Source organism: Rhodococcus sp. IC4_135, assembly GCF_011602025.1.
GTDB lineage: Bacteria > Actinomycetota > Actinomycetes > Mycobacteriales > Mycobacteriaceae > Rhodococcus_F > Rhodococcus_F baikonurensis.
In genome coordinates, this window is record NZ_JAAOLG010000003.1 from 209817 (window position 1) to 226654 (window position 16838).

General features: G+C 63.0%; 11 protein-coding genes. 5 read left to right on the forward strand and 6 right to left on the reverse strand.

The genetic code is table 11. The annotated features are described in order from the left end of the window. The first annotated feature begins 236 nt into the window (after positions 1-236). On the forward strand, positions 237-1214 hold the full coding sequence (locus tag G8767_RS09060) for an ABC transporter substrate-binding protein (RefSeq protein ID WP_095972266.1): 978 nt from the start codon (positions 237-239) through the stop codon (positions 1212-1214). 2 nt (positions 1215-1216) lie between these two features. On the opposite strand, the gene G8767_RS09065 is transcribed toward G8767_RS09060, so the two are convergent. Beyond that, positions 1217-2095, reverse strand: coding sequence for an alpha/beta hydrolase (locus G8767_RS09065; RefSeq protein WP_166809921.1), 879 nt, complete (start codon positions 2093-2095; stop codon positions 1217-1219). 98 nt (positions 2096-2193) lie between these two features. Here G8767_RS09065 and G8767_RS09070 point away from each other — a divergent pair, with 98 nt between their 5' ends. Next, positions 2194-4134, forward strand: coding sequence for a BTAD domain-containing putative transcriptional regulator (locus tag G8767_RS09070; protein WP_166809922.1), 1941 nt, complete (start codon positions 2194-2196; stop codon positions 4132-4134). Positions 4135-4144: 10 nt separating this feature from the next. Here G8767_RS09070 and G8767_RS09075 read toward each other — a convergent pair whose 3' ends face one another. The 4 genes from G8767_RS09075 to G8767_RS09090 all read right to left on the reverse strand — a co-directional run bounded on the left by G8767_RS09075 (position 4145) and on the right by G8767_RS09090 (position 8845). Further along, entirely contained in the window at positions 4145-5722 is a 1578-nt protein-coding gene (locus tag G8767_RS09075) for a carboxylesterase/lipase family protein (RefSeq protein ID WP_166809923.1), read from the reverse strand. A 26-nt stretch (positions 5723-5748) separates the two neighbouring features. Further along, positions 5749-6426, reverse strand: a complete 678-nt coding sequence (locus G8767_RS09080; protein WP_166809924.1) for a GAP family protein — start codon at positions 6424-6426, stop codon at positions 5749-5751. A gap of 74 nt (positions 6427-6500) precedes the next feature. After that, positions 6501-8189 carry a two-component system, sensor protein gene (locus G8767_RS09085; protein WP_166809925.1) on the reverse strand — a complete coding sequence of 563 codons (1689 nt, stop codon included), beginning with the start codon at positions 8187-8189 and terminating at the stop codon, positions 6501-6503. Then, a complete protein-coding gene (locus G8767_RS09090) occupies positions 8186-8845 on the reverse strand; it encodes a response regulator (protein WP_166809926.1) in 660 nt (219 codons plus the stop codon). Before G8767_RS09090 ends, G8767_RS09085 begins: the two co-directional genes overlap by 4 nt. Positions 8846-9018: 173 nt before the next feature. Between G8767_RS09090 and G8767_RS09095 the strand changes: the two genes are divergently transcribed. The 3 genes from G8767_RS09095 to G8767_RS09105 all read left to right on the forward strand — a co-directional run bounded on the left by G8767_RS09095 (position 9019) and on the right by G8767_RS09105 (position 15454). Further along, the gene (locus tag G8767_RS09095; RefSeq protein WP_166809927.1) at positions 9019-10479 is read left to right on the forward strand and encodes an MFS transporter; all 1461 of its coding nucleotides are present in this window, start codon (positions 9019-9021) and stop codon (positions 10477-10479) included. A 76-nt stretch (positions 10480-10555) separates the two neighbouring features. Further along, complete coding sequence (locus tag G8767_RS09100; RefSeq protein ID WP_166809928.1) at positions 10556-13951, forward strand: BTAD domain-containing putative transcriptional regulator; 3396 nt, start codon at positions 10556-10558, stop codon at positions 13949-13951. A gap of 117 nt (positions 13952-14068) precedes the next feature. Then, entirely contained in the window at positions 14069-15454 is a 1386-nt protein-coding gene (locus G8767_RS09105; protein ID WP_166809929.1) for an FAD-binding oxidoreductase, read from the forward strand. Here G8767_RS09105 and G8767_RS09110 read toward each other — a convergent pair. Further along, a complete protein-coding gene (locus G8767_RS09110) occupies positions 15435-16763 on the reverse strand; it encodes a diacylglycerol kinase family protein (protein WP_166809930.1) in 1329 nt (442 codons plus the stop codon). The genes G8767_RS09105 and G8767_RS09110 overlap by 20 nt on opposite strands. Positions 16764-16838: the final 75 nt, after the last annotated feature.

Sequence of the window (16838 nt, forward strand, 5' to 3'; positions counted from 1 at the left end):
CCGAAATCGTACTGCTGGTCAACTCAGCATAGTCGGCGCGATCAGGGCCAAATCGCGATCGAGGAGGCGGTCGGTTGTGACGTCATGCACGTCAGAGGTCGAAAGTGGGTTGTGGATCAGACCGGCCGGTGACGCGGACAACACTCCCTGTGCTGGCGTGTTCGCCGTATTTCTTGGCGCTCGCGGGAGCTGTTTCAGCATTCCCGGAGACAGCCTCTAAGGCTAACCTAACAAGCATGACTCGACTCCTTTCTCCCTCCACGACCGATCGCGACTACTGGGCGATCGTGGACAACCTGACGCGACGCGGTTTCTTCGGCGTCGGCGCGGGCGTCGCTGCGACCGCGTTTCTCGCGGCCTGCGGCAGCACGGAAAGCTCGACGCCCGACAACGCGGAGACCTTCGAGTTCACGCGCGGCGACGAGAAGCTGATCATTCCCACGGACCCCCGGAATGTCGTTGCCCTCGATCCACGCGATGGCCTCGAATTGTCGATCCTCGCCGGATACCCGGTGACCGCCTACCCCACCGGCGCCGCCGAACACCTGCGCCGTGAGGTCCCGGATGCCACGGGTGTCGAGATCTTCGCCGAAGGTGCTTCGGATCCCAACTTCGAATACATCTCGACCCTCGGCGCAGACCTTCTCGTCCTCAGCGCCGGCTGGTGGGACACCGGGTCGTACGGCAACGACCGGATGCAGCAGATCGCACCGGTCCTCCCCGTCGGCAAGGACTTCACCCCGGAGTGGCGGAAGGTCATGTCGGACTTCCTCACCGGCATCGGGCGCAGCGATCGCGCCGAGGAAGTCCTCGCCGAGTACGACGCCCATGTGGCGCAGGTCCGCCCGACCGTCGAACCGCTGATGGCCGGCAAGAAGGTTGCCTTCGTTGCCGCCGCAGAGGATCAGATCGCGTGGTTCCAGAACGATTTCCGCACCGCCGTCGCCGAGGACCTCGGGTTCGAGGTGCTCCGTGAAGGCCCCGACCTTCGCGTGATGCTCGGGTCGGAGCAGTTCAACCGCCTCGAAGAAGCCGACGTCATCTTCGCCTTGGATCGCAGCGCCTCCGGCAGCGTGTACACCTCGCCGACGTGGCAGCGCCTGCCCGCCGCGCAGGCCGGTCGCGTCATTCCGTTCGACTACTACAAGGCCGCGGGATACGCCTTGACCGCCAAGGTCCTGGTCGACGACTTGGCTGCCGGGGTCAAGCGCTAGAACTACCTTTTCAGTAGGGTGCGGATCGTTTCGACCACTTCGGCAGGCGCCTCTTCTGCCATGAAGTGACCAGCGGACAGCGTGCGGTGTTCGAGATCGGGCGCCCACGCTTTCCACAGGGCCTCGGCGTCGTAGCCGAGCATCGAACCCCAGTCCTGCTGAATGACCGTGACCGGCATGTGCAGTTGGTTACCCGCATCGCGATCTGCCTGATCGTGTTCGACGTCGATGCCTGCCGACGCCCGGTAATCGGCAACGATCGACGGCACCGCCTCCCGTGAGGCGCGCAGGTATTCGGCCCGCACGTCTGCCGGAATCGCTTCGCGGTTCTGCGTCCACACGTCGAGAAAGTACTCGAAGAATGCGTCGGCGCTGGCGCTGATCATCTGCTCGGGGAGACCGGGTGGCTGAGCCATGAGATAGAGATGAAATGCCACAGCAGCGTTCGATCCGTGCAGGATGTCCCACATATCCAAGGTGGGGAGCACGTCCAGCGAACCGAGCTGCGTGATCACGTTCGGATGATCCAGCCCCGCTCTGACGGCAACCAGTGCGCCACGATCGTGGCCGACGAGGGCGAACTTCTCGTGTCCTAATTTCTTCGCCACCTCGACGATGTCGGCAGCCATTGTTCTCTTGGAGTAGGTGTCCGGGTTTTCCTCGACCGGTTTGTCGCTGGCCCCGTATCCGCGGAGATCCGGGCAGATGACGGTGTGATCCGACGCCAAGGCAGTGGCTACGTGACGCCACATGAGGTGAGTCTGGGGGAAGCCGTGCAGAAGGACCAGTGGGGTGCCGCTTCCACCGACCGCGACATTGAGTCGCACGCCGTCCGTGGCGGAAATCTGCTGGTAGTCGAAGTCTGGGATGGTGATCGTCATCGGTTGCTCTCGTTCGTCGGGGTGATGGCAAATCGGGGTGATGGCAATCAGCTTCGCCGCAGTCGATGAGCATTCGATGAGCGCGATAGCGTGGGGAAATGCGAGACCACACAGCTATCGGAGTTCTCGGACCCGTGGTCGCGTGGAACGATTCGTCAGGGTTGATCGATCTGAAGGGCCCACGACACAGAGCGGTCCTCGCTCGTCTGATCATCGCCCGGGGACGTGTCGTTCCGGTGGACGTGATTGTCGACGACCTCTGGGTCGATCCTCCAGCCGGGGCGACCAGCGCAATACGTACGTTCGTTTCCGCACTGAGGCGCTCACTCGAGCCGGATCGTGCGCCGCGAACGAAGCCGAAAGTCATTGTCACCGACGGGCCTGGCTACGCCTTTCATGCTGCACCCGACGCCGTCGACGCCTGGGAATTCGAAAGACTGGTTCGTGAAGCCACCCACTCGACGCCCGCGCAATCACTCGAACTGCTACGAACCGCGCTCCAGTTGTGGCGAGGACCGGCGTACGCGGAGTTCACCGAAGAACCTTGGGCTCGATCCGAGCGGTCACGCTTGGAGGAACTGCGTCTGACTGGTGTCGAAGGCTTGGCATCCGCGCTCCTCGATCTCGGGCGAACCGCCGAAGCAATTCCCGAACTGGATGCCCACGTGACGGAACACCCTTGGCGCGAGGATGGTTGGCGGCTACTCGCTCTCGCGCTGTACCGCACCGACCGTCAAGGCGATGCTCTGGCAGTCATCCGTCGCGCACGAAAGTTACTCGCCGAAGAGTTGGGTATCGACCCCGGTCCACGACTGACCGACCTCGAGTCCGACATTCTCCGCCGCGAGACTCACCTGAATCCTGTAGCAGCAGAACAGATCTTCGCTCAGGTTTCGGCAGCGTACGACCGGACCGTAGCGGCAGGATCGAAATCGAGATTGGAGTCCACAGTCGGCCTCCTCCGAAGTCTGGCAGTTGCGGGTGGAAGCGGACTGGAGACTGCCCGAAACCAGCGACTGACCATCATCGGCGCCGCTGAACAAGTGGACGATGTCGAACTCACCGCACGGATCATCGGCAACTACGACGTGCCCGGAATCTGGACACGATCCGACGATCCTCGGCAGGCTGCGCAGATCGTCGAGGCCGCTCAGCGCACCCTCGATCGACTTCCGGTCGGCAACGAACTCGCTCGGGCCAGACTGTTGGCAACAATCGCACTCGAATCGCGCGGACTATCCGGTCATCGCGGACTCGAATGTGCCCGTGCTGCAGTGCAGATCGGTCACGCTCTCGATGATCCAGGGCTCCTGGCCTTCGCTCTGAACGGGTTGTTCATGCAGACGTTCTGGACTACCGGTCTGGCCTCCGAGCGCGACTGTATCGGTCGTGAACTGGTAGACCTCTCCGTTCGACACGGCTTGTCCACCTTCGAGATCCTCGGCCATCTGATCCGCATGCAAGCCCTCAGCGCACTGGGGCAATTCGATGCAGCCGAGCTACACGCCGAGACAGTTGATCGATTGGCCGGACGTCACGAGCGACCGTTGGCAGCGGTGTTCACCACCTGGTTTCGCGCTATGCGTACTGCCGCTACCGGCGCGGAAGCGGCGCACTGCGAGAAGCTGTACGAAGCTGCGGCGGTGAACCTTTCCGATTCCGGTATGCCCGGCCTCGAGGACGGCATACTCCCTCTCGCAATTCTCGCCCTCCGCGTATGGAGGGGACTGCCGGCGGTTTTCGACCCGACTACGCAGTGGGGCCCGTACGAACCCTGGGCCCGGCCGCACCTCCTTCTCGCGCACGGGCAGGTGAGCGAGGCCGCCGGAGCAGTCGAGGCAATGCCGGACCCACCCAAAGACCTGCTCTCCGAGGCACTGTGGTGCCTGACTGCCGCAGCGGCCACTGCAGTCGGCGACCGTCGAGTCGAGGAGCGTGCGCGAGCTGCACTCCTACCTGCCGCCGCCGAAATAGCCGGCGCCGGAAGTGGAATGCTCACTGCGGGTCCCGTCTCGCACTATCTCACCAAACTGCAGTAGACCGGAACCATCAGGTGAATGCGATCACCCTGTCACCCCACGCCTCCCGGATCTCGCGGTCGAGATCAGCGACGACGGCGTCGTGCTTGTCGATCAACAGTGTCGAGCGTGTATCGGTGTCATAAGTGGGCCACCCCGGAGCCGTACCCAGTTCGCGATCGGCCCCGGTGCCGTAATCACCTGCAGCTCTGGCGAAATCCAGCCACCTCGCCTGCATACGCTGCGATACGTGACGCGCCGCGCTCAGTCCCCCCAACTTGTAGGTGATGTCCCGTGCTCCGTGGTTGATGTTGCCGAATACGTAGGCGAGTTCGGTACCGTGCGTCGCACCGATCTTCAGCGCCTTGAGCATCGGCGGCGCGTAGTCGAAGCGATACAACCACGTCGGCGCAATCTTGCTGTGCGCCTCGGCAATCCACAAGGTCGGCAGGCGGAATCCGAAGTCACGGGTCAGGCCGAGACCGGCGCCCAGCTTGGACAGTCCCGAATACGCACCTTCGATCTGAGAATGATCGGGCAACTCGAGCCCTGGATGCTCGTCGGCGATCTCTGCGAACATCGACGTGATCACGACGGGATCAATCGGCATCAACGGCGACTTCATCATCCGGAAGAGCGAAGACTCGTCCTTGTTGGTTCCGATGATCAGCGGAATCGGGTGTGCGTTGCCGTGACGGAACGCTCGCACCGGGTAGTCGGGGAGCAGATCACCGTCGACGATCGGTGCGAACGCCAGAGTTCCCGGTGTCTCCTGCGGAACCCGTGCGAACAGTTCGTCCGAAGGCCCGAGAAGGTCCTCGGCGGCAGTGGTTCGCAACAGCCCCAGATCGGCCTCGCCGCCGCTGAAGATCTCGAGAAACAGCTTCGCGACGATCTCGCCGCGTTCACTCCCGTACACCGAAGTGGCGGGCGAACTTTCGGCGATGGCGCGATGAAACAATCCGCGGGCGGACGGGACGGTCATCAGCGTCGTCACGGCGCCGCCGCCTGCCGACTCACCGAACAGCGTCACTCGATTCGGGTCACCACCGAAGGCTGCGATGTTGCCTTGAACCCATTGCAGCGCTGCAATCATGTCGCGGAGAGCGACATTGGGCTCGAAGGTATGTTCACTCGAATTGAAGGACGAGAAGTCGACGAAGCCGAAAACACCGATCCGGTAGTTGATCGAGACGACGACAACGTCACCGTTCTCGGCCAATGTGGTTGCGTCGAAAAGTGGTTGGCTGGATGCTCCGCGGAAGTACGCTCCGCCGTGAATCCAGACCATCACCGGTTTACCCGGCGCATCCGCACCGACCGGGCGCGGCGCCCACACGTTGAGGAACAGGCAGTCCTCGTCCATCGGAACGTTCTCACCGAGCGGAATCATCGCGAGTCGACTTTGCGGCTCACACGGCCCGAATTCTGTTGCGTCCTGAACCTCGGTCCACGGCTGCGGCGGAACCGGCGCGCGAAATCGCAGTGGACCGACAGGGGGTGCCGCGTAACGAATCCCCTTCCAACTCGACACCGAGCCTTCCGTCGATCCTCGAACCGGCCCGTACGTTGTCTCGACTACCGGCGCTTCGCTGGGTGTGATCGTCATTCGATTTCTCCTCGAAAACAAAGTGGCTACTTCGACAGGGCTTCGACAACGTGCGAGAGTTCCAATGCTGCCAGCATCAGGAACAAAACGGTCATGATTGCCGCATTGTGGTGGATCAGAGTGCTTTTGGTGGAGCTCAGCGCATCGGTCACCTTCGCTGAGGGCACGGCAGCCAAGGCAGACAACACGATCAAGGCAATCGACGCTCCGGCCGCGAACAGTACCGAGTACGCGATCACCGTTATCCAAGTGAAGTGCCCGCCCCCGATGATCGAACCTGCCTTGAGTTCGAGCGGCAGGTTCTTCGCGTTGGGTACGGTCAGCAACAGTCCCAGGACGGCAGCTTTGGCCGGTTGAATCGAGTCGATCTGCGCCAACCACGACGGCATCGCCGGCTCGGCATCGTCTTTCGGGCGGCTACGCCAACTCGAGTACGCGAGCGCCAGGAAACCGACGGTGAACACAACGGCGAACAACGTCTGGACGGTATGCGCGCCGCCGCTGGACTTCGATTCCACTCCGGTGGTGGAGAGTGCCGTGGCTGCCGTAACCGCAGCTGCAGCCAGGAGGATGCTCGCGGTGTACGCGAAAGCATTTGCCTTCGCCCGAGCCGACAGCAGGATCGCGATGATCGCAACCAGAGGAATCGGGCTGATGACGACGCCAGTGGCGAGTGGGATGAGCTGCGCGGTAATCGATTCCATTTCTGCGACCGTACAAGCCGCAAATCCGGCCACTGGCGAAATGTTCGGTCTCCACGACATTGCCACTCACGGTGTCACAGAAGCACGGCGGTGAGGACCACCTGGTCTTCCTCTTCGACAAGTTCGAGGGACGTTACCGTACCGGCGAGCGATTCAAGCCCGATCCCCGAGTCCCGTGCCACCGGCAGCCGACCCGGCGAACTGATTCGCACTACTACCGCCCGAGCATCGGAAAGTGTCACCTCGAGGAAGACGGGCCCTCCTTCACCGTGTTTCACGGCGTTGGTCAGCCCCTCCGACAGGATCTCCACCACGCTGTCGAGCCGAGCGGAGCCTGATCCGATCACGGGCCAGACTTCGTCGTCGACGTGACTGACGAGCGGAATTGCGTAGCGCCACACCGTGACCAGATCATCGATGCGCTTTCGGGCATCGGAGTCAGCCGGCTGATCAGAAGACGCAGACAGGTCGCTTTCCAAGCCGTCGAGAATTCGGGCAATGGTCTCTGCAACATCGACACCGCTACCGGCCCCTGAAGTCCACGCGGCCGCTACGAGTTCGCTCTGAACCGACGAATGCAACAACCTGGCTAGTCCACGTCGGGTGTGCATGAGCTCGGAATGGATACGAGCTGCATCGAGCGCTTGCCGACTCAGGGCGCTGCGGAGTTGATGCTCCTCGTCCTGACGCTGCGTATCCGCAGCCCTGATCAGACAGACGGATAACGCAACCAATGGGTAGACGGCCATCGACGAGAGGTAGAAAGTAGGGACATAGCCGAACGCAAACAGGAGCAGACACGTCGCGGCACTGCTGATCAGCGCACTCGAGCAGTACACCGCGGCGAGAGTTGCAATCCTTCGTAGGGGGCCGTCTCCGTTCCGAACGATGCGCCGGGCGCACACATTGCCACCGACAAAGATCCAGAAACCGGCGCCGAGCTGGACCGCCGTGAATGTCACGCCGTAAGTCGCGAGCAGGTAGACGGTCACCAGTGCCGTGTACGCGAACACCGGTACGTACAGTGGCGCCGGTTCAACGCTGCGTACGACGCCGATCAGTCGATCTCTCGCCGTCAGCCGCACAGCCGGCGTCGGTGATTCCATCGGGGGAATCTCCCGGAACAGTCGATGACTCATCGGGCGAACCACGTCGTCGGAGATTCGCTTCAAGAGAGCTGCCCCTCGCCCTCCTTCGAGTTCCGATTCAGCAACCGTGTGCATGACTGTCTCGATACTGCGCTCGAGCTCTCTCCGACACTGCGCACGGGTCTGGTCGAGGCGAAATCGATCGCGGGTCTCTTGGAGCTGGACGGCGGCCCCGGCAACCTTCAAACTCCGTTGCAGCGCGATGCGGTCACGGAGAGCACTTACCAGTACGGCGGTCAACGACAAGAAGACAACGCTGCACACGACGTTGAGTGCCACCCGGACGAGCATCGGTCTGGGGTCGACGGGGAGTTCGAGCGCGCGGGTGATCGCGTCGAGGACGAACGGGCGGATCGCGCCGATCACTGCGAACAGGGCCAGGGCCGCGAGCTGCGATCTGTGTGCTGCAAGGACAGCCCTCGCAATCAGCAGCATCACCCCGACAATGCAGTGGGTCGCACAGGCGCCGACTGCCATCACGCCGACCTCGCGCACCCCTGTACACAGGTAGTAGTTGGCCATCACGGTCACCGCGAACGGCAGCGTCAGAATCCAGGACCACTTGGTGACGATGTTCCGATCACCGAGTCGAAGCCACCACTCGCGCGGGTTCACACCGAGTCGGTCACTTCGGGTACACCGAAATGGCGGATGAATATGCTCGCAGCAAGCACTCTCGGATTGGTGGACGAATCGTGCGTCAATCCCAGGCTCTCGAGAGTGCGCGCGATGAGCTTCTCCACCCCTCGGATCGAGGACCCGCGATGCGCCGCGATCGCCCTGTTCGACCAGCCGAGCGAGATGTAACGCAGAAGATCGAGCTGTGATCTGGTGAGGCTCGACAAAGCGGAATCCGGATCACTCCCGAGCGTCGGTGGCTCGGTTTCCGTCAACGCGGCCTCCACTACGCCGATCAACTGATCCGCCGACTTGACAGCCGCTTTGTCCACGAACAGCGATTTCGGCGGCACACCCGCAGAACCTGGCGCTGTCGATGCGTTGGGGTAGTTCGTCAGGAACACGATCGCGCAATGCGGAGCCTTCACCGTGACGATGTTCGCGAGATCGACGCCGTTCGGCCGCACGCCAAGGTCGATGTCCGTGACCAAGAGGTCAGGATCGAATCCGTCGAACTCCGTGAGCGCTTCGACCGCCGATCCGGCCGTATGGACCACGAACCCGGCGTGTGTGAGCGTGTCACCTACGAGCGCACGCATCAGTGGTTGGTCTTCCACCACCAACACCCGTCGCACCCACTGGCTGGTCTCCATGACCAGAGATTAACCGTTGGGAGAGTGCGCATTCGACCGAACGGGTGGTGACCGATCCCGAGTAACACGGCAGTTATCGACCATGTGGGTTCCAAGCATTTCGCCCGATATGTCCCAAGCGTCGGAGCGCAGGGTGTTCCGAGTACACACCCCTTCGACCATCAGGACGGGCCATGACCGCACCGATCACCCCGAAGAACACCGCAGTACGGAACACCGCAGTACGCCGAGCCACTCTGCTGGCAGTGTGCGTGAGCACCGCGATGCTCATGCTCGACATCGCCGTCGTCAACACCGCCCTGCCATCGATCGCATCCGATCTCGACACCGGTGTCAGCGCCCTGCAATGGGTGATCGACGCGTACACGCTGGCATTGGCGACCGTGGTTCTCAGTGCCGGATCGTGGGCAGACCGACGGGGTCGACGCCATGTCTTCATCATCGGCATTCTGTGGTTCACCACGGCATCTCTGTTCTGCGCGCTCGCGCCGAACATCTGGGTGCTCGATCTCGCGCGGGCCGCTCAGGGCATCGGCGGTGCCGTACTCTTCGCCTGCTCACTTGCTTTGCTGGCGGACGTGTTCGCGAAGGGCCCGCAGCGCGCAACGGCTTTGGCTGCCTACGGCGCCACGATCGGTGGCGCGTTTGCCGTCGGCCCATTGGTCGGCGGACTACTCACCGAGTTCTTGGATTGGCGCGCAATCTTTTTGATCAACGTTCCGATCGGGTTGATCACCCTGGCGCTGACGGTGCGGTGGGTTCCGGAATCACGCGATCCTCGACCTCGGGGCGCGGACGTGCTCGGGCAGATTCTGGTGTCCACCGGACTGGCAGCTCTGGTGTTTGGTTTGTTACGCGGCAACGAGGCCGGGTGGTTCGAGCCGCAGCCGGTAATCGCCGCAGTGATCGCCACCGCTGCCCTGATCGGTTTCTACCTACACGAGCTTCGTACCACCGAGCCCATGCTGCCCCCGCATCTGCTCGCCAATCGGGCCTTCGCCGGAGCGCAGATCGCAGCGTTCTCGATCTCCGCCTCCCTGTTCGCGGTCTTCGTCTACACGACGATCTACCTGCAGAACGTGCTGCATCTGTCCCCTATGGACGCAGGCCTGGTGTATCTACCTGCGACGATAGCGATGTTCGTCGTCGCCGGTGGCACCGCGAAATTGGACGGACGCATCCCCGTCTCAGTCTCATTGACGTGTTCGCTACTACTCGTCTCCATCGGTCTGGTCATGATGACCGTCGTCGACGTGACCAGTTCGCCGCACGCGATACTTCCCGGATTTGTTGTCGCGTGTATGGGGGCCGGGGTGTTCAACCCCGTCATGAGTGGGTTGGTTCTGGGCGAAAGCACTTCGAACCATTCAGGATTGGCCGCAGGGATCAACGACGCGTTCCGACAGACCGGCATCGCGGTTGGGGTTGCCCTGCTCGGTGCCTTCCTACCGGCGCAGTCGATACTGCCCGGCGGATCACCGGACGACTTTGTCAGTGGACTCCGATTGGCACTGTTTGTCGCTGCCTTCATCGCGGCTCTCGGTGCGTTGGTCTGTGCGGCGACGCTGCGCACTACCAGGGTCAACCAGACTCTTTCCGAGGAATCCGAGCAGGTGTTGACGAGAACTAGTTGACCGTTTTGTCCTGCATGTATGAATTTCACTCCTTAGAATCGAACCGTCCTGCGTCCGCAGGTACGAGGGGAAACGGATGATCTATCGACTGCTCGGGCCGTTGGAGGTCGCACGCGGGCCGGCGACGAGCGACGTGATCGATCTGGGCCCTCGAAAACAACGATCGGTCCTTGCCGTCCTACTGCTCAACCGTGGTCGCGTCGTCTCCACCGACCGCCTGATCGATGCTCTCTGGCACGACGACGCACCGGCGAGTGCGATGGCAAGCATCCAGGCGTACATCTCCAACCTGCGCCGAGCACTGCGCGTCGAAACCGGTACGGCGTCACCGATAGTGCGTCAATCGCCTGGCTATGTCCTCGACGTCGCTCCGGCAGACGTCGATCTGTCGGTGTTTCTCGACGACGCCGAAACCGCGCGACAACACGCTGAGAACGGACGGTGGCAGGAGGCATTGACGACCGCTGACCGTGCCCTCGCCTCGGTCCGGGGGCAGCTTCTGGACGACCTGAACGACGCGCACTGGGTGGAGGTGGAAGCCGCAGCCTTCGAGGAAGTGCGGACCGAGTGCCGGGAGACCCGGATAACGGCGCTTCTGGCTCTCGGGCGCCTGGCACCCGCGCTGGTCGAAGCTGCTCAACTCTGTAGCGAGTACCCGTTCCGCGACCGGACCTGCTGGCTCCGAATGGTTGCCCTGCATCGGGCGGGTAGGTCACCGGAAGCCTTGGAACAGTTTCGATTACACGCGTCTCGGCTCGACGCCGAGCTGGGACTGGAGCCCGGCGGGGAGCTGACAGCACTGCAAGGCGCCATCCTGCGCCACGAACCGGGATTGGCCGCTTGGCCGCGCACTCCGGGATGGACGGGAGCCGAACAAGTTCCGGTCCCGACTTCACCCCCAGCGGTAGCAGCCATATCCGAGACTGATTCCTCACGCTTGTTCGTCGGGCGCGAGGACCAGACGGTCGTCGCCGACAAGATGTTCGACGACGTTCGCCGGGGCTCGCCTCGCTGGTTGATCTTGACCGGCCCCGCCGGTATCGGGAAGACACGATTAGCCGAGGAGTGTTCGACAAGAACAACATCCATCCAGGGAGCCGCCGTATGGGCACGTTGTCCGGAGGACGACGGAACACCGCCGTGGTGGCCGATCCGCCGACTGGTTCGCGAACTCGGTGTCGACGCCGACGTCGTACTGACGCCGCCGACCGGCGCCGATCCGGACGCGGCGAGATTCGCCGTCTACGAACGGGTACGCACCACCATCGAAGCCGCGGCGACAGATGCACCGTTGACCGTCGTCATCGACGACATTCAATGGGCCGATCCCACCTCACTTCGTTGCCTGACCTATCTGGTCGGCGCAATGACCAGTGCCAGAGTCTGGTTCGTGTCGACGCTCCGAGACTCGGAAGTCGTTCCGGCAGTGCGCAAGTTCGAGGAAGCCGTACTCCACGGCGAAGGAAACCGAACCATGATTGTGCCGGCGCTCGCGCAGGCCGAGGTTGCAACACTCGCAAAGTGTGTCTCCGGGGACACGCTCGACGACGCGGAGGCGCGAACCCTGGCGGAACGAACCGGCGGCAACCCACTGTTCGTCTCGGAGTACGCCAGGCTTCCGAAGAACGAGCGACTCGGCGACAGCATCCCCCTCGCGGTTCGGTCTGTCCTCGGTCGCCGGCTTTCCGCAGTGGAACCGGCAGTGTTGCAAACTCTTCAGGTTTCCGCAGTTATCGGCGACGGCATCGAGGTGTACACGCTCGCCGCAGCCACCCGTCTCGATGTCGACACTCTCGCCGATTATCTCGACGCGGCTGCTGATGAACGAATCATCGTCGCGGACTCGGCAAACGGCGGTTACGTCTTTGCTCATGGCCTTCTCCGAGACGAAGTCCTCGAAGCGATGCCCACGCTTCGTCGCCGGCGGATACACGCCCGAGTTGCCGAAGTGCTCGAACACTCTTCCGATCCGGACCGGCTGAGCCGCCGCGCGCAACATCTGATGTCTGCACTTCCCCTGGTCGATCCACTCGTTGTTCTGGAGGCGTGCACGGCTGCGGCGCAGGACGCAACCGATCGTTGGAGTTCCGAAACTGCAGCCGAGTGGTGGGAGGCCGCGGTCCGCGCGTTCGACCTACTTCCGGCATCCCGGCAATTGGCCGACGATCGGGATGACCTGCTGGTGGCCAGAGTCGAGGCTCTTGCCCGAGCCGGTCGAGGGCAGACGGTTCTCGACGTCGTCAATGCCGGTCTCCTCGAGGCTGTTCGGGAAGACCGAACTTCCGCAGTCGGGCGATTGGCAGGCGCACTACTTCGCGCAGCCGGAGCCTGGCCGTGGGTTTCGTACGGTCGTGATCCAGGGCCACTGCTCGAACGGCTCGCGGCGGTGGAGCCACTGATCGAGAACGACAGAGCAGCTCACGCAAGGGTTCTCGCTGCACTGGCGGTGGGCAGTTGTTACCACCCCGATGCCGAGATCCCGAATCGATGGAGTGCCCGCGCTCTCGACATCGCCCGCGAACTCGACGATCCAGATGTGATCGCCGACGCCTTGCTCGGACGGATTCTGCTTTTCTCCGGAGTCGCGGTGCACAGCGTCGAATCGATGCGCCTACTGCGCGAGCTTTTCGAACTGCCGCACCAACAAGCGCGTGTCGACAGCGTCGTCGCACACGCCGTCGCGAGCATGACGGAGATGAATCTGGCCAATGTCGATGCCGCCGTCAAACACCTCAGGCAGGGGATCATCGGATGCGAGCTACTGAAGCTCCCGGTGGTTCGCGTCCAATTACGCTGGATGGAAGCAACTCTCGCCGAATGGCACGGAGACTTCGCGCAAGCCCGGCGGCAGTACGAGACGGCCAGGCAAATCCACCTGCAAACGGAGCTGTACACGGCAGGTAGCGCAGACCTGGCGTTCAACACATTGGAATGGGAGCGAGGTGCGTTGGCAGAATCCGACCCTGGTGTGGTGGAACCTGATTCGTGGATCATCGCCATCGACGCCGCCCGAGGCGAGCTCGAGGCCGCTTCTGAAGGCATCAGGAAGTGGCTGATCAATCGTGGGCCGCAGACATGGACAACACTCGGGCACCAGACACTACTCGCACGGATCGTCGCAGATATGGAGTTGGTCGACTACGCCGACACGTTCATCGACCTTCTCGAGCCGCACACCGGCCGCATCGCAACGGTAGGCCATGTCGGCGAACTGGGCTCGGTCGCCGAAGCCTCCGCACGACTACATGCCCTGCTGGGTCGCATCGAGCAGGCATCGACTCTTCTGGATCGGGCCGAGAAGGTCGCCGGCGGTTCCAGAGGAGCACCGACACTGCTGCGATGCCGACTGCTGCGGGCCCAACTTCGGGAGCCGTCGACCGAGCGTGATCGGGAGCTGACGGAGGTTGCGACGGAATCGGAGGCACTCGGCATGCTCGGTGTAGCTGCCCGGGCGCGATCGATAATGCCCTGAACAGCAAAAAACGTGCTTGGACAAAACTTGGATTCGTTCGAGTACGCACGTCAAGAACCACCCAAGCGCGTTCGGACATCCTTCCCTTGACCGAAGACGGATGAGGAAAGGAAAGCCATGAACCTTCAGACCCCCACGCTCGACGCCGCGGCCGAATCACTGCGCGCAGAGGTGACCGGCTCCGTAGCCCTGCCGGGTGAAACGGGATACGAGTTGGCGACTCCGTGGAATGTTGCGGTCCCGGTCACTCCCGGTGCCGTGGTGGCTGTCGAGAACGCGCAGGACATTGTTGCGACTGTGCGATTCGCGGCGAAGCTTGGCCTGCGCGTCGGTGTTCAGCGCACCGGCCACGGCGCGGTACCCCTCGGCAACGACGTTCTGCTCGTTCACACCGGCAGGCTCACGGAGTGCGTCATAGATCCCGAAAACCGCACTGCCCGAATCGGCGCCGGCTTGATCTGGCAGGACGTCATCGACGCCGCCGCTCCCCATGGCTTGGCGCCCCTGGCAGGTTCTTCACCCACCGTCGGAGTCGCCGGCTTCCTCACCGGCGCCGGCATCGGCCCGATGGTGCGCACGTACGGACTGTCCTCCGATCACGTCCGTTCATTCGACATCGTCACCGGCAGCGGTGAACTCATTCATGTCACTCCCGACGAACATGCCGAACTGTTCTGGGGGCTACGCGGAGGAAAGGCCACTCTGGGAATCGTCACAACCATCGAGATCGACCTACTACCCATCACTCACTTCTACGGCGGCGCGCTCTATTTCGACGGCGCAGATGCAAGCGTGGTTGCCCACGCGTGGCTGGATTGGTGCGCCGACTTGCCCGAACACAGCTCGACCTCGATTGCCTTTCTGCAACTTCCGCCCCTTCCACAGGTTCCGCCGCCGCTGGCCGGCAGGCTCACCTTCGCTGTCAGATTCGCAAGTCTTGCCGAGGAATCCGATGCCACGCCACTGATCGACCGAATCCGTTCAGTCGCAACACCACTGATCGACACAGTCGGCGTGCTGCCGTACGCCGCCGTCGGGGCAGTGCATGCCGATCCTGTCGACCCAATGCCGACGCACGAATCCACGGCATTGACCACCGACCTGTCACACGAGGCTGTCGACGCACTGCTGGCCGCTGTCGGCCCCGGGTCCGGTTCACCGCAAACAGTCGTCGAACTACGTCTTCTCGGGGGCGCCCTCGCACGAGAACCGAAGCACCGCAGCGCCTTCTGTCATCGCGATGCCGCTTTCACGTTGTTCACGGTCGGCGTTCTCGCCCCACCGATGTCGGACGCGGTTGTCCCGCACGCCGAGGCTCTCAGTCGCGCAATGGCGCCCTGGACGAACGGGTGCGCTCTCCCCAACTTCGCACCGAGCGTCGACCCGGAGAAGATTGCCCGCACCTACGACGAGGACACCGCTCACTGGCTCAGCGCATTGGCGAACACGCATGACCCACAGGGAGTTCTGGCCGTCGGCCAGGTCATGCGCCGGATTTCGTGAACTTCGCCAACTCTCGCAATCGGACCAGATCCCAGGCATGCCTGGGGCGGCGTACCCCGGGACGATCTTTCGGGACGCGGACGCGGAGTGCCTGCGGGCTGACCGTGCACCGAACCGGGGTGCGCATCACCAGAGCTTCGCCGTCGACGCCGACCGGAATTTCGTCGGTGTCGGCGTCGACGATCACCTCGAATCCGGTGCCCTGAGCCAGACCGTGTTGATGTGCCCGATGGAGCAACCCGACGGCCTGGCGGGCGCTGCCGACGGAGATCGCGACGATGCCGAGAGTGCCCCGGTCCAATCGCGGCCGATGGCCGAGCCCCGCCAGGTCGTTCATCTCGTACGGTCCGTTGCTGACCAGCACAGCCTGTGGGCCCACGGCAGACAGGCTTGCGGAGCGCGCGGTCAGCACCGCTCCCGCACGTCCGGCGAGCAGATCCGGGAGTTTCTGCAGAAAGGTGCTGGTCTTGGCGTCGCGGTACTCCGGACTCTGGACAACTTCGGCGTATGCCCCGAACGATGCGTTGTTGACGAAGGTTCGACCACCGACATTTCCCAGATCCACGGTGACCTCGACGCCGTCGACAAGAGCGTCGAGGCACCGTGACGGATCGTCGAGGTCGAGACCCAGATCCGCGGCGAAATGATTGCGCGTCCCGGCGCTGACGACCAGGAAGGGCAGGTCGTGTTCGGCCGCAACAGCGGCAACCAACCCCTGAGTTCCGTCGCCACCGGCAACACCGAGTAGGTCGGCGCCGTCCGCGACCGCTTGCCTGGCCAGGGCCGTCACGTCGATCTTCTCCGGCCCCTCGAGCAGTGCGACCGCGGCTCCCCGTTCCTCGGCCTTGCGTTTCAAGTCGAACTTCTCGACCTTGCCACCGCCGGAGTTCGGGTTCATCACGAAGAAAGGCTTGACGGGCGGCGGCGCCGGTCGCTCGACTACCGGCAGTTCCTTCTCCTCCCCCTCCAAAGCGGTGCGAGCGCAGATACCGGCTATGACGAACAACCCGATCGAGAGCAGCACCACCCACAGGAGTCGTTCGCGGACCAGGAAGGCGAGCACCACGATCGGTGTCAGAACCGCCACGGCCAACGAGATCCAGCGGAGAAATCCGCGGGTGGTCAGAAACCAGTACACCGCTACGACGCACACGACCACCCCACCGATCCCCAGGATCAGCATGGTCAAGGTCTTCAGTCCGGCGAAAATCAGGAGCACCACGACTGCAAGAACCAGCGCCGCAAATGCCGCACGTGCCAACCAACTCTGTTTCGACGAGGGCCGATCCGTGTGGGCAGGGGTCGTCATCGAACCACCTCCCCGCGATTGTCATTTCGGCCGGTACTTCGACGCTATCCCTTCGACGCAGGCCAGTCACCTACC

Bases quoted from the DNA above. Each gene is read 5' to 3' on its own strand.
- G8767_RS09090 (WP_166809926.1), bottom strand. From the start codon at position 8,845: ATGGAGACCAGCCAGTGGGTGCGACGGGTGTTGGTGGTGGAAGACCAA.
- G8767_RS09095 (WP_166809927.1), top strand. From the start codon at position 9,019: ATGACCGCACCGATCACCCCGAAGAACACCGCAGTACGGAACACCGCA.
- G8767_RS09100 (WP_166809928.1), top strand. From the start codon at position 10,556: ATGATCTATCGACTGCTCGGGCCGTTGGAGGTCGCACGCGGGCCGGCG.
- G8767_RS09065 (WP_166809921.1), bottom strand. From the start codon at position 2,095: ATGACGATCACCATCCCAGACTTCGACTACCAGCAGATTTCCGCCACG.
- G8767_RS09105 (WP_166809929.1), top strand. From the start codon at position 14,069: ATGAACCTTCAGACCCCCACGCTCGACGCCGCGGCCGAATCACTGCGC.
- G8767_RS09070 (WP_166809922.1), top strand. From the start codon at position 2,194: ATGCGAGACCACACAGCTATCGGAGTTCTCGGACCCGTGGTCGCGTGG.
- G8767_RS09060 (WP_095972266.1), top strand. From the start codon at position 237: ATGACTCGACTCCTTTCTCCCTCCACGACCGATCGCGACTACTGGGCG.
- G8767_RS09075 (WP_166809923.1), bottom strand. From the start codon at position 5,722: ATGACGATCACACCCAGCGAAGCGCCGGTAGTCGAGACAACGTACGGG.
- G8767_RS09110 (WP_166809930.1), bottom strand. From the start codon at position 16,763: ATGACGACCCCTGCCCACACGGATCGGCCCTCGTCGAAACAGAGTTGG.
- G8767_RS09080 (WP_166809924.1), bottom strand. From the start codon at position 6,426: ATGGAATCGATTACCGCGCAGCTCATCCCACTCGCCACTGGCGTCGTC.